10 protein-coding genes are annotated in these 14533 nt (G+C 31.6%); all 10 read right to left on the bottom strand.

All coding sequences use genetic code 11. The annotated features are described in order from the left end of the window. Nucleotides 1–13 precede the first annotated feature (13 nt). The 10 genes from J2Z24_RS21780 to J2Z24_RS11980 all read right to left on the bottom strand — a co-directional run bounded on the left by J2Z24_RS21780 (nucleotide 14) and on the right by J2Z24_RS11980 (nucleotide 14468). Entirely contained in the window at nucleotides 14–1972 is a 1959-nt protein-coding gene (locus tag J2Z24_RS21780) for a magnesium chelatase subunit D family protein (RefSeq protein ID WP_035146889.1), read from the bottom strand. 193 nt (nucleotides 1973–2165) lie between these two features. Then, nucleotides 2166–3206 (bottom strand): magnesium chelatase ATPase subunit I, encoded by a 1041-nt coding sequence (locus tag J2Z24_RS12020; RefSeq protein ID WP_035146892.1) that lies wholly within the window; start codon nucleotides 3204–3206, stop codon nucleotides 2166–2168. Nucleotides 3207–3237: 31 nt separating this feature from the next. Then, nucleotides 3238–3972, bottom strand: a complete 735-nt coding sequence (locus tag J2Z24_RS12015) for an ABC transporter permease (RefSeq protein ID WP_051593204.1) — start codon at nucleotides 3970–3972, stop codon at nucleotides 3238–3240. Beyond that, a complete protein-coding gene (locus tag J2Z24_RS12010) occupies nucleotides 3972–4811 on the bottom strand; it encodes an ABC transporter ATP-binding protein (RefSeq protein WP_035146898.1) in 840 nt (279 codons plus the stop codon). The genes J2Z24_RS12015 and J2Z24_RS12010 overlap by 1 nt, the downstream gene beginning before the upstream one ends. Further along, nucleotides 4805–5848, bottom strand: coding sequence for a radical SAM/SPASM domain-containing protein (locus tag J2Z24_RS12005; RefSeq protein ID WP_035146901.1), 1044 nt, complete (start codon nucleotides 5846–5848; stop codon nucleotides 4805–4807). Before J2Z24_RS12005 ends, J2Z24_RS12010 begins: the two co-directional genes overlap by 7 nt. Continuing rightward, nucleotides 5841–9596, bottom strand: coding sequence for a cobaltochelatase subunit CobN (gene cobN / locus J2Z24_RS12000; protein WP_035146905.1), 3756 nt, complete (start codon nucleotides 9594–9596; stop codon nucleotides 5841–5843). The genes J2Z24_RS12005 and cobN overlap by 8 nt, the downstream gene beginning before the upstream one ends. Further along, complete coding sequence (locus J2Z24_RS11995; RefSeq protein ID WP_241393034.1) at nucleotides 9589–10728, bottom strand: adenosylcobinamide amidohydrolase; 1140 nt, start codon at nucleotides 10726–10728, stop codon at nucleotides 9589–9591. The genes cobN and J2Z24_RS11995 overlap by 8 nt, the downstream gene beginning before the upstream one ends. A gap of 42 nt (nucleotides 10729–10770) precedes the next feature. Further along, nucleotides 10771–12216: a stalk domain-containing protein gene (locus tag J2Z24_RS11990; RefSeq protein WP_035146912.1), complete on the bottom strand. Its 1446-nt coding sequence runs from the start codon at nucleotides 12214–12216 to the stop codon at nucleotides 10771–10773. 33 nt (nucleotides 12217–12249) lie between these two features. Further along, a complete protein-coding gene (locus tag J2Z24_RS11985) occupies nucleotides 12250–13443 on the bottom strand; it encodes an ABC transporter ATP-binding protein (protein WP_035146916.1) in 1194 nt (397 codons plus the stop codon). After that, nucleotides 13440–14468, bottom strand: coding sequence for a FecCD family ABC transporter permease (locus tag J2Z24_RS11980; protein ID WP_035147173.1), 1029 nt, complete (start codon nucleotides 14466–14468; stop codon nucleotides 13440–13442). The genes J2Z24_RS11985 and J2Z24_RS11980 overlap by 4 nt, the downstream gene beginning before the upstream one ends. Nucleotides 14469–14533: the final 65 nt, after the last annotated feature.

The raw sequence follows: 14533 nt of genomic DNA, 5'->3' as shown, positions 1-14533 counted from the left end.
CTACAGTGGTGTTTTAAACACAGCCTCTTACAGCTCCTGCAATTTCTCCTGCTTCAAGTTCTTCTATCTTATAGTATTGTGCATTCATAGTCTGAGCGATTTCTTTAGCAAGGCCAAGCTTTATAAAATCCTGCTCTGTATCTATAACTATTGTTTGTATGCCTTCTTCTGCAATTATTTTCCCCATATTTATAGCCTCTTGAAAAGCATCTCCTCCATTTAGTGATGAATTAGCCCTTCCATCTGATACAAGTACTATAACCGACACCATATCTGGCTCTTTCTTTTTAGCCCCTTTTAAAATTTCGTATCCCTTAGAAAGTCCAGCTGCTAGTGGAGTTTTTCCTCCTGTTGGCAGTGTTTTAAGACTCTTTTGTGCCAAATCTACACTTCGAGTAATTCCTAATAAAACTTCTGCTTCTTTTTTTCTAAAAGCTATCATACCTACCTTGTCTCTTTTTTGGTACGCATCTGTAAGAAGTGAAACTACTGCTCCTTTAACTGCGGTCATTCTCTTTTTAGCCCCCATAGAACCACTAGCATCCACAATAAATAATATAGTGCTTCCTGTTCTCTTTTCTCTCACCTTTTCCCTAAAGTCACTTTTATCTATAGCAACTGCAAGTCCATTTTTTTCTCTTAATTTCTGGTATGGAGCAGCTGCTCTAAGAGTAGCATCAAAAGCTATATCTCTTGCTTTTTCTCTAGGGAATGAATATCTTATATATCTTCCTTGTATTAAATCTGTTTTAGTTCTGCTTCTTTTTCCGTTGCCTTTACGTTTTTTTCTGTCCATAGGCTGAATGTTTAAAGATTTTGTTGTAAATATTCTCCCTATGTCATCTATAACATCATTATTTACATCATTTTTATCATTTTCATCTTCTTTTTTGTCATCTAAATTATTATCTAAATTTTCTTCTTCACTATCATCTTCTTTTCCATCATTGGGTTTATCATCAGTTTGTTCACTAGACTCATCATCATTTTTCATTGGATTATTGTTTGGTTCAGGATTATCCTCCATATTATCTTCCATGTTATTTTCTTCTGATTCATCTTCATTTTCATCTTGCTCTTCATCTTCATTTTGCTGAGGATCATCCATTTGAGGCGGAAGTTCTCTCATTCTATGAGGAAGTGCCAACTCAGCTGCTTCCTTAATATCACTGATTGTAATATTCTTTCTGTTTTCAAAAGCTGCTATTGCCTTAGCAGTTTCCACTATTACAAGTTCTGCCCTATGTCCACAGCAATTTGCCTCTTTAGAAATTTGCGCTGCAAGCTTCATTACGCTTTCTGAAACTTCAACCTTGGTTATACAATCCTTAGCCCTTAGTATTTTATTTGAAATATTATCTGATTCGTTTTTCCATGCATTTATGTACTCTACTGGATTTTCCTCATATTTTAATCTTCTTTTTATTATTTCTTTTCTTTCTACTATATCTGAACTTCCCTTAACACCTAAATATAATCCAAACCTATCTAAAAACTGTGATCTTAAATTTCCTTCCTCTGGATTCATTGTTCCAACTAAAACAAAACGTGACTCATGCTGAAAAGATATACCTTCTCTTTCAATATGATTTACTCCAGAAGCAGATACTTCAAGAAGACAATTAACAATATGTTCACTTAAAAGATTAACTTCATCCACATATAAAATGTTTCCATGAGCTTTTTTTAATATTCCTGGTTCAAAGCTTCTCTCACCCTTAGTAATTGCCTTTTCAATATCGATTGTTCCAATTAATCTATCTTCTGTTACATTTAAAGGCAAATCAATAACCTGCATATCTTTCATTAACTGAGCTAGCCCTCTTACCAGAGTGGATTTTGCTGTACCTTTTTCTCCACTTATCAAAACTCCTCCTATAGATGGATTGATTACATTTAGCATAAGAGCTTTTTTAACTTTTTCCTGTCCGATAACTGCCGCAAAAGGATATATACAATTTTTTCTAATCACCCAAGAATCACTCCTTTCTTTTCTGTAATATTTTTCGAAAAATAAATAAGAAATAATAAAGAATAAATAAGGAGGATTTTCTTCCGCTTTCCCACAGAAAATCTTTAACTTAAAATTTATTTAAAGCTTTTCTGTAAAGAAAAGCCTCCTTAACTGTCAATTGTCAACTGTAAATTCTCCTCTGTCCTCTGTCTTAACCCCTTTCTATTTCATTAATTATTTCTTCAACTTTAGAAAAATCCATAACTCCTTCTTCAAATGGCTTTCTTCTCATTCTATGTGGAAGTGTAAGTTCTGCTGCTTCTATCATATCTTTACTATTTACTTTATCCCTACCATTAAAAGCAGCTATAGTCATTGCAGTTTTGATCATGCTTATATCTGCTCTATGGCCATCTACATCCATTTCTATGCTTATTGTTGCAGCCATTTGTAATGTTTTGTCATCAAAGGTTACTTCCTTTAAAATTTCCTTAGCCTTTGAAATTTTATCTCTTAACTTTTGCTGTTCTTTATCATAGCTTGATATAAAAGCTTCACTATCATTTTCATATTCTAGTCTTCTTTTTATTACTTGTACTCTTTTTTCAGTATCTCTTTCTCCTATTACATCAACCACCATACCAAATCTATCTAAAAGCTGAGGTCTTAAATCTCCTTCTTCTGGATTCATAGTGCCAACAAGAATGAATTTAGCTGGATGAGAAAAGGATACACCTTCTCTCTCTATTGTATTTACCCCCATAGCAGCAGAATCCAATAAAACATCTACTACATGATCATCAAGAAGATTTACTTCATCAACATAAAGAATATTTCTGTTTGACTGTGCTAAAATTCCTGGTTCAAATTTCTTTTCTCCTTTTTTGATTGCATACTCAATATCTAAAGTACCTACTACTCTATCTTCTGTAGCACTAACAGGTAAATCTACCACTTTCATTTTTTCCTTTACTTTATTTAGTTTCTGCCCCTTTTTCATTTTTTCACGGCAATTTGCACACATACTTCCTTTATCCTCAGGATCACATCCAAAAATACATCCTTCCACCTGTTCTCTTTCTGGTAAAAGTTGTGCTAATGCACGAACTGCTGTTGATTTAGCTGTTCCTTTTTCCCCTCTAATTAAAACTCCACCAAGAGATGGATTTATAACATTAAGTATTAATGCCTTTTTCATATTTTCCTGTCCAACAATTGCTGTAAATGGATAAACCTTTTTTATATTTTTCATTTTATAAAACTCCCTTCAAATTTAAGTGCTTTTACTCAGCTCTTTTGCATCCTTTAATTCCTATAAAACAAATAACTGTAAAATAAACAATTAAAATAATAGGATGAACAACCACATTCATTAAATCTTCCCCACTACTTCTAAGCCCTAAACTGGTGTGGGTAAGAGGTAATATCCATATAATATTTTTTATTACTCCTGGCATTTTATCTAAAGAGAAAAATGTACCACATAAAAAGGACATTGGAGTTATAACAAAACTTGAAAACTTTGCCATATCGCTATGAGAATTTATAAATATACCTGCTGTAAATCCTACTGCTGCAAATACTAAACAATTAAGCATAATTATTAAAATAAAATAAGGTGTTATTATTAATCCTGTTTTAAAAACTAAGGATAAAACTATTATTAATAATGATGAATACATTCCCATTAATGCTCCAGCTACTATTTTTCCTAAAGCATAAGAAGCTACAGTAATTGGGGCCATCATAAATGCTTCAAAGGTTTTATAAAATATTCTTGATATATTTACTGAATTAGCTGTATTACTATAGCTTGTTGTCATTGTAGTTAAAGCAATAATACCTGGTATTACAAAATTTATGTAAGACTTTCCTTCTACAGTTAATCCTCCACCTAACCCCCATCCAAAAGCTATTAAATATAAAATAGGAGAAACCATAGCTGCTAAAGTTATAGTCCAAAATTTACGTTTAAATAATACATATTCTTGCCATAAAATGCTTGAAAAGGTCCACATTATGCTCCCACCCTTCTGTTGGTTAATTTAATAAACACATCTTCCAAGTTTGAAGGTCTAATATTTACACTTCCTTGTAATTCAGCAGCAAATGAAGCTGCTTCCTCTCTCTTTTCAAAAAACTCTTCTTTTGTTTCTCCATTTTGGAAATGTTCAACAGTATATTTTCCAACCTTTTCAATTAATCTTTCAGGGGAATCTAGTTCAATTAAATGCCCTCCATCTATAAGTCCTACTCTATCACATAAAACTTCCGCTTCTTCAATATAATGAGTTGTTAATAGTACTGTTAACCCTTTATCTTTCAATGTTTTAAGTAAATCCCACATTTTTCTTCTTGCAGTTGCATCAAGTCCTACAGTTGGTTCATCTAAAAGAAGCAAATCAGGCTTATGCATAAGTGCTCTTGCAATCATAAGCTTTCTTTTCATACCACCAGAATATCCTTTAACAAGGTCATTAGCTCTTTTATTAAGCTCTGTAAACTCTAATAACTCCTCTATTCTTTTTCTTCTTATATCTTTGGGCATATTGTAAAGCCTTCCATGAAGCTCTAGATTTTCCCAGGCTGTCATTTCTACTTCTAAATTATTTCCTTGGGGTACTACGCCTATTTTCATCTTAACTTCTTTTAAGTTTCTATCCATACTTTTATTATTTATAATAATATCTCCTGATGTAATTAGAGTTAATGTACTTATCATTCTAATAGTTGTACTTTTTCCTGCTCCATTGGGTCCTAAAAGCCCAAAAAATTCACCTTTCTTAATTTCTAAATTCAACTCATTTACTGCTGTCAAATTGTCATATTTTTTAGTAAGATTCTTAATAACTAGCAATTTTCATACCCCTCCTCTGTGTTTTTTATGATTTCTTCTTCTACTATTTCAAAGGCAGTTTTTCTTAAAACACAATCTTCAATGGCAACTCCATGAGTTTTACCATTTATAATGTTTCTTGCAGGACATGCTCCTACACAAATTTTTTCATATTTACAACCATTACAGGATTCAGCTTTATTGTTATTAATTCTAACTTCTCTTTGGGAAGATAAATCATAAATATTTCCCATATAGTATTTCTCACTGCCACTCAGGGAACCACAAGGATACACGTTTCCATCTGGATGTACTACCATAGATCCTCCATAAACTGCATGGCAATAAGTTATACATCCCTTACCTTCTATAATTCTTTTTCTTGCATCCTCTATTTCCCTTATAATAATCCTTCTTCCTGTTAGTTTCCATAGTTCAATTGTTCTATTATGAGCTTCTCTTAAATGCTTTTTAATTTGAGAAGGAACTGCTCTTTTCACATCACTTTTACAAGTTCTCCCAGTATCCCTTAATAAGTCAAGACCTATTCCTCCCACATTGCCAAGATATAATGCTAAATCTACAAGCTTATATAAATATTCAATGTTTTCCTCAGTTACAACACAATTTAAATTTACCATTATGCCTTCCTGTGCTAAGGTTTTTATTCCATTTATAACATCCTTTGTACCGCCTCTTAGTTTCTCATTAACTTCTATAGTGCCATCCAAACTTACTCCTAGGGATATATTCATTTTTTTAATTTCTTTTGCAATTCCACTATTTATTAAAGCTCCATTGGTCTGCATCTGCATTCTAATCTCTGGTTTATTCTCTCTTAAGTATTCATATATATCCTTAATAAGTTTAAAGTTTAAAAGGGGTTCTCCTCCTGCTAGTTGAAGCTTAAATTTTGACTTTGGTATTTCTAATGCTTTTTTTGCTGTTTCAAAGGTCATATATTCATTTTTATCCCCTGCACTTGCGTAACAGTATTTACATCTTAAATTACAGTCATTAGTCAACCATAGTACTAAAAAATTTAAATTATTAAACATATTCTTCTATGTCCCCTTCTATGTCCATATATAATTGTTTTAATTTATCTATACTTTCCTTATCTCCATTCCACATACCTCTTTGATTAGCTTCTAGTAATCTTTCTACCATACTGTGTATAGCCCATGGGTTTACACTTTTTATCCATTCTCTTCTTTCATCATCAAAAAGATATGCTTCACTTATCTTTTCATACATCCAGTCTTCAATAACATCTGCTGTTGCATCCCATCCAAATACAAAATCCACCATTCCAGAAATCTCTTGAGCTCCCTTATATCCATGAGGCTTAAGTCCTTCAAACCACTTTGGATTTAAAATTCTAGAACGCATTATTCTTGCTGTTTCTTCCTTAACTTCCCTTACCTTGGCTCTAGCTGGATCGCTTGTATCTCCAGAGTAAGATTTAGGTATTTTTCCTGAGAATGTTCTTACCGCTGCTATCATTCCTCCATGATAGTTATAAAAATCATCACTATCAAGAATATCTATCTCCTGTGAAGATTCATTTTTAACAGTTATTTCAGTTAAAGACATTCTTCTTTCAAAAACCTCTTTCGTCTTTTTACCATGAATTTTACGTCCATAAGCATGTCCACTCCAAAGAGCATATACATTCCCAAGGTCAGTAAAGTCATTCCAATTCTTGCTGTTAATTAATACATCCACACCTGCACCATAAGTTCCTGGAGGGCATCCAAAAATTCTTAAACTAGCCTCCTGTTGTGCTTCTTCAACATTCATTCCATTCTTAACTAGTTCATTAACTTCATTAAATATATTTTTTCTTATATAATTAACATCTTCACCCTCATCAAGACCCGCTGCAAGATTAACTCCATCCTCAACTAGTTCAATAATATTTGGAAAGGTATCTCTGAAAAGTCCAGAGATTCTTAATGTAACATCAATTCTTGGTCTTTTTAATTCTTGTAATGGCATAACTTCAAGTCCTACCACCTTATCCGTACTTTCTAACCATTTAGGTTTTATTCCCATTAAATAAAGTGCTTCTGCTATGTCATCTCCACAGGTTTTCATTGTTTCTCCTGCATACACAATCATTGCAACAGTTTCAGGATATTTTCCATCATCCTTTAAATATCTATTAATTAAGTTATCCCCAAGTTGTTTACCTACCTTCCATGCTGCTTTAGTAGGAACTGAGGTTGGGTCTATGGAATAAAAATTTCTTCCTGTAGGTAATATATCCACTCTACCTCTAGTTGGACTTCCTGAGCCGCCAGGTGGAACAAATTTTCCATTTACTCCATATACAAAATGTTTTATTTCATCTGTGGTAGAATCTAATTTATCTTTAACAACAGTAGCTGCAAACTTAAGAGTTTCATATAACTTTCTTACTTTTTCTACAGGCTGTTTTTTAAAGTATTCTACTAATATATTTTCAATAGCTTCAACTGTGTAGTCTGAATTGTGAAGCTTTTTTATTATTTCTCTACTTACTTCTTCCATTTTGTCTAAGAGCATTAAATTTGTTACGCCTTCATTATTAGTTTCATATGGATGATTCTTTAAATGTTCATAATCTAATCCATAAGCAGTACATACACCATTAATTAATGAGCACACATTACCGTTAGATAATCTTAAAAGGGCAGAAACTAAATTTTCAAACCTTTCTCCTTGTGGAACCCTTCCAAACAGATGTAACCCATCTTTTATTAAAGAATTTTTAATTTCCTCAATCCAGCCATGAAAGCGCTCCATAAAGTCTTCAAAATCACCCTGTATTTCTTCTTTGCTCATATTTAAATCAATATGATAGTTGTTTTTTATAACTAACTCTATTATTTCATCCTGTATATGTTTTACCTTTGTATTATCTCCCTGCTTAGCATGGTAATACTGCTTTATCAATTCATCAATATTTTCCATTTCGCCATAGGTTCCACTCTGTGTAAGTGAAGGAATAAGATGATCTAAAATAACTCCACATCCTCTTCTTTTTACCTGAATTCCTTCTCCCACCACATTTATGCTATAGGGATAAACATGAGGCATATCATCAATACAAATATCTGTATAACAATTTTCTGATAATCCAACTTCTTTTCCTGGAAGCCATTCTACTGTTCCATGGGTACCTATATGAGCAATCACATCTGCCTTAAATACATTCTTTATCCATTTATAAAAGGCTATGTATTGATGGGGAGGAACAATATCTGTACTGTGATAAACTTCATCTGCCTTTTCCTCATAACCTCTTTGAGGCTGAAGTCCTATAAATATATTTCCATTTATGATACCTGGCACAGGAAGTTTATCATCAAATACCATAAACTCTCCTGGAGGAGTGTCCCAATCATGTACCATTTTTTCCTGCACAGATTCTCCAAGCTTAGAAAACCACTGTCTATATAAATTACCATCTATTATATCTACACTTTTTTCTAAAGCTTTTTCTGCAGAAAACCATCTCATATCATTGCTCACTGCATCTATAATTCTATTTATTATTTCATCTCCATTTTCAAAATCGTATTCTGTATATACGCCTTCTTTCTTTAGAGCCTTTACCATGTCCAATACAGCAGCAGGAGTATCAAGTCCAAAAGCGCATCCAATCATATCATTTCTTGGAGGCATGTTATGGAAAAGTATTGCTACTTTTTTATCTTTATTGTCTATAGTTCTAAGCTTTGCCCAGTTTAATGCTAACCTACAAACCTTATTAATTCTTTCTTCAATTGGCTTAAATACTAACCTTTCTCCTATTTCATCCACTACTCTTTCGCAATAAGAGGTAGTTACAGTAATAATTTGTCCATCAAATTCTGGATAATAAACATTCCCTGTAAGAGACATCATATCAATCCCCTGTATTGAATTTTTCCAAGTATCAAAGCTTTGATAGGTGTTTAATGCTTGAAGTACTGGTACTCCTATGCTTTCAAATATACTCTTTTCCACTGTAGTTGTACCATCTCCAGGATTTGATAATATGCTCTGTGAATATCCAATGGTATTTATGATTGCATGGACTATAGGTTTTCCTTCTTTCATTAATATGTTATCTAATGTCCATTGAAATCCTCTACATCCAACAGATGAATCTGGGGCAGTAGCTGTATATACCGCTAGCGGTACACCTCCTAAAACTTCTATCTCTCTTATAAATGTATCTATATGTTTAAGGTTATTTTCTCTCATATATTTACTGTAAAACAAAATACCAATAATAGGTCTTCCGGATTTTTTTGCTTCTTCTATGTATTCTTCATAGTCTTCAATATTTTTTCCTGGGTAATATATCCCCTCCCAATTAGGATATCTAGGTGGATTAACCTTATAATTTTCCCCTCCAAAATATACTGCTAAGTGTAATATCATATTTTCCAAATTTTCATTATCATCTATTAAAAAATAGCGAAGTATTTCCACATATTCTTTTTGTGAAATTCCAGATTTCTTTAATAGGGAAGCATTTTCATCCTGTATTCCTGAATGAATAAAAAATCTCTTTTTCCCCTGATACTTATCCATAATTTTATCTAAGCTCTTAAAATAAGTTATTCCACCATGAGCTGTAATAAAGATCATATCTGAGCTTTCTATTTCTTTTATACATCGATTAAATTCTTCTGGATTTTCATCTATTGTATAGGTATCTATAAATTTCATAGAAAATTGATCTTTATATTTTTCTTGTAAACTCAGCTTTACTTCCTTTAGTTTATATACTGAATCCATTGGAGACATTATAAAAAGCAACTTAAACATTATAAAAACCTCCTGATACATGCGCCATTACAGTAATCAAATTATCTATCATAAATTCAATTATTTTATCAACACACTGTTCATTGCTAAAATTAATATTCTGCTCTTTATTAATCACTTCATTTACACCAAACTTTTCTTTTATTCTATTCAAAATTATTTTTCCTTCTTCCATAACTTCTTTTGATGATAAAAGCTTCCAATCCAATTGATCTAATAAATGAACATATAGAGAAGTTAAAGTTACCAAATCATCCTTCATATCTGCTACTTCAAGGTTATGTATAAATTCAGCCTTTGTAAGCTTCTTCCCATTTTCATTTTCCTTAACTATAGATTTATATTTCTTCCAAATTACTTCTTCATTAACTCCAAAACGCTTTGTTCTTCTAAGCATACTGTGCTGCTTTTCTGGACACAATCCAGTTTGTAAAAACAATGCCTCTTTTACTGCTTTTTTTACTGCAACACCTATAAGCTCTCCTAATTTTGAATGCTTACCTGAAAATAATAATTTCATTTTAGATTTACTATTTGAAACAATAATAGTGCCATCTGTTCCTGAGCCTGTTGCAATACCTCTTGAATATTTACTTCCTTCCATTAATTCTTGAATTGCGGCAGTTTTAGCCTCTGTACAGGTCACAAGAGCTCTTGTCATAGTTTCTGCTGGTAGGTCTGCATCTATATATAAAATTATATTTATAGTTCCTGGGTTAATGTCTTCAAATTCACCTTCATTTTCATAGAAAGATCCGGGGTCTCCTACTCTTCCCCCATTAACCTCAATTCCACCAGTTACTATAGCAGTTACAGTTATATCTCTATAACTTTCAGTTTTTATAGATACATTATCCATGGAAGCAGCAGTTGAAATTCCGGCTGTAGTTTCAGTATCCAATCCTAATTCCTCTGCTATTATATTCATATGTTCTTTATAGGTAGGGGCTTTTAAAGAACAAGCCATTCCTGCACCTGGATTTGCATCATGATTAAAAACAGTCTTTAAATTCTCTTTATATCCTCCATTGATTAGAGATGTACTCAAAACCTTTCTATCATCCTTAAACTGTACAACTATACTTTTTTGATATCTGTGGACTTCGTCTCCTGTGGACAATTTATATATCATCAAAATTACTAATCCTCCCTACTGAAATAATATACTTACTAATTACTTTGTATATTTTATATAGTGCTTAACATTGTATCCTTTATACATATCTGAATGAAAAATAGCTGCCAAATCTGTTATTAATTCATCTGTTTTATCTACAGATTGATAATAATCTGGATTGAAACACCATACTTTCTTATCTGTAACTGGTTTTATTTTTTCTAATATTGGTGCTTGATCAATTACAGATTTAAGAGTTGGTGAATTCTGATTTAATGATGAATATATAAGAATATCTGCATCCTTTGCCTTTGCATAAAATTCTTCAAGGGTTACAGTACCATTTATTATCTTTTCATTCTTAAATACATAATCTCCATCAGCCATATCTATCATTTTCCCCACATAGGAATCTGGTTTTGGAACATAAACCTTACCTTTATAAACCATACCCCATGCTACTTTAGGTTTCTTGTCATTAGCAATTTTTTTAGTAGTTTTCTCTGCTTTTTTTACAGCATCATCAAAATATTTTTCTGCTAAGTCTTCTTTATCATAAAATGCTGCTATAAACTTAATCCATTCCATTCTTCCAAATGGATCTTCTTCAAGATATTCATTATTTATAGCATATTTTATTTTTAACTCATCAAACTTTTTCATCATAGGATGTAATCCATAAGTCCCTGAATAAACAAACGCCATTGATGGCTTTAGAGATGATATTTTTTCATAATCAGGTGCAGTGTTTTTCCCAACATACTTTATCTTTCCATTTTTCATTCCCTCAGCAACTTCACTTACTTGCCACTGATCCTGCTTTGTTGTAACTGCTGCTATACTTGGTATTTCCTGTATAGCTCTTAATAAACATCCTTGGGTAGTTGACGCGGCAAGTACATTATTCATTGGAATATTTATAACTGTTTCATTTTTATACTCCTCAGGTACTTCTTTTCCCTTTGGAACTAAAATTAAAGTTCTCTTGTCTCCATCTATCACTTTCTTTAATCCACCCTTTAAGTATTTAACGCTAAATCCTTTTGAATACTTTAAAGGCATTTCTTTTCTTATATCAAGAGTTTTATTTTCTTTATTATATGTAACTTTAGCATCAAGAACTTCATTTAAGAATTCTATTGGAACATATACATCATCTTTTTTCACTATAGGCATGTCCTTTATTTCTACCTTAGTTGAATTTATATAAGCTTCTTTGCTTTCTGAATTAACTTTTATTGTATCTTTTTCATTTGTAGCAGTGGCATTTTTACCATCAATTATACATTTACCCCCTACATATTCAAAAGCCCCTTTTAAAGATACATATACTTTATCCTTCTCAATTTTAGTAGCTACTATCTTTTTAGCTTCTCCCTTATTATCTGTAGATACTGATTTTGAATCACCAGCTTTGTTACTACATGCTGTTAATGTGAACATTAATAAAGTTAGTATGATAGCTAATAGTGATTTGCTGTTTTTTTTAGTATTTTGATACATAAAATCTCCTCCCTCTATTCATTAATTATACTTTTATTTAATAATAAACTTTTCTAATAATGTATACATGCAATCTATACATTCAATATTTTTACTTTCTTTCCCATATAGTTTTATACACTCATCTTTTTTTCTAAAACTAAAAACTTTTTTAGCTTTACTTAACGCATAGAAAATTAATTGTAAATTACTTTTGTTAATATATCCTACTGGGTAAGCTGAATCTATTACAAAAGATACCTCATCTATCATTTCTTTTGCTTTTTTAATACTTTCATCTTTTATTCCTTCAAAGGCTTTCTCTTTTAATATAGGTAACCCTATAGTTCTGGCTATTTCATAATCTACATCATTTTCATGCAAAACACCGGTATAAAAACCTATATTATATTTGGTAAGTATCCTATATATAGAAGCTCCATATCCACTGCCACCTATAACAAAAGCTTTAGGTTTATTATTATTTGAAAGTTCTATAGAACCTAGTAAATTATTAAAATTAGCTTCTTTTATTCCATATAATTTTTCTATTGTGTCTTCATCTACCACATCTTCTGGAGTACCATAAGCAACTATTTCTCCCTTATTTACAAGGGCCACCTTATCACAACTTTTTAATGCCATATCTATTTCATGAAGAGATAATATTACTGTAATCCCTCTTTGTTTTGTAAGATTTCTTAGTATTTCAATAAGCTCCAATCTATGTTTTATATCTAAGTGTGTTGTAGGTTCATCTAAAACAATTATATCTGGTTCCTGTACAAGGGCTCTTGCTACTAAAACCTTTTGTTTTTGACCATCACTTAATTCATCAAAATAAGCTTCTTTGATATCTTCTGCATGTACTATCTTTAAAGCTTCAGAGATTTTTTCCATATCCTTTTTACCTAAATATCCGAAAAATCCTGTATAAGGATATCTACCCATAGCCACTACATTAAAAACTGTCATTAATCCTCCATTAAATTTGTTAGTTAAAACTACAGACATTTTCTTTGAAAGCTCTTTATTTGATATATCTTTAATATTTTCTTCTTCTATATAGACCATGCCTTTTATAGGTTTTAACAGCTTGGATATAGTTCTTAAAATAGTTGTTTTGCCAGCACCATTAGGTCCTAAAAGACAAAGTGTTTCTCCTTTTACAATATTTATATTTATATCCTTAACAATTATTTTATTTTCATAACCTACAGAAAGGTCTTTAGTGTTTAAAGTTATCATAGTGACGCCCTCCTTTTAAGTATGAGGTATATTACAATAGGTGCTCCAATAAAAGATGTTATAGAACTAATTGATAATTCTGTAGGTGCAAATAAAGTTCTGCAAATCAAATCACAAAATGATGTTACTATAGCTCCTAGAATAACTGTACCAGGTATTAGTACTCTGTTATCAGAAGTTTTAAAAATAAGTCTTGAAATGTGAGGAACTGCAAGACCTATAAATGCTATAGGACCTGTAAAGGCAGTTACCACAGCAGTCAATATACTAGCAATTAATATAATTATTAATCTAAATTTCTTTATATTAACTCCCATGCTTTTAGCGTATTCTTCTCCCATTAGAAATGCATTAAGAGGTTTTACTGCAAAAAAAGAACCAATAATCATAGGAATTCCTACAACCATAAGTACATTTATGTTATTCCATGTAAATCCTGAAAAGCTTCCCTTTGTCCACATAACAAATCCATACAATTGCTCTTTATCTGCAAAAGCTATTAAAAAATTTGTTACAGCACTGCAAATATATCCAACCATTATACCAATAACTAAAAGAGTTACTATATCTTTCACTTTTATGGCAAAAGCTACTACTAGCATCATTACCAATAAAGCTCCTAAAAAAGCTCCTAAAACCAACATATAGGGAGAAGGGTTTTCAAATCCTAAAGTAACTCCTCCAAGCATTATCAAAGCTACAACCAAAGTGGAACCTGATGAAATTCCTAATACATAGGGTTCTACTATAGGATTTTTAAAAAATATCTGAAGTAATAAACCTGAAAGTGCTAAACCAGCTCCACCTATTAATGTTGCTAAAGCCCTTGGAAATCTTATATCCATAACAATATCTTTATTTTCAGGATTGAAAGCTTCATTTTTAAAAATAATATGTATAACTTCTTTTAAATCTATCTTTATAGAACCAACTCCAATGCAAAATGCAAATACAAAAAATGCTAAAATTAAAAAAAAACCTAAAATAACTATATGTTTAGACTTTGCCTTATGTATACTCTCCATTTTTTCCTCCATTTTAAAGGAGGGTATAGTATTTTACCCTCCTATACTTACCTTTCTCATTTAGC

Source organism: Clostridium tetanomorphum, from assembly GCF_017873215.1.
Taxonomy (GTDB): Bacteria; Bacillota; Clostridia; order Clostridiales; family Clostridiaceae; genus Clostridium_AO; species Clostridium_AO tetanomorphum.
The sequence above is the reverse complement of the archived record's forward strand: the minus strand, read 5'-3'. Positions and strand labels throughout refer to the sequence as shown.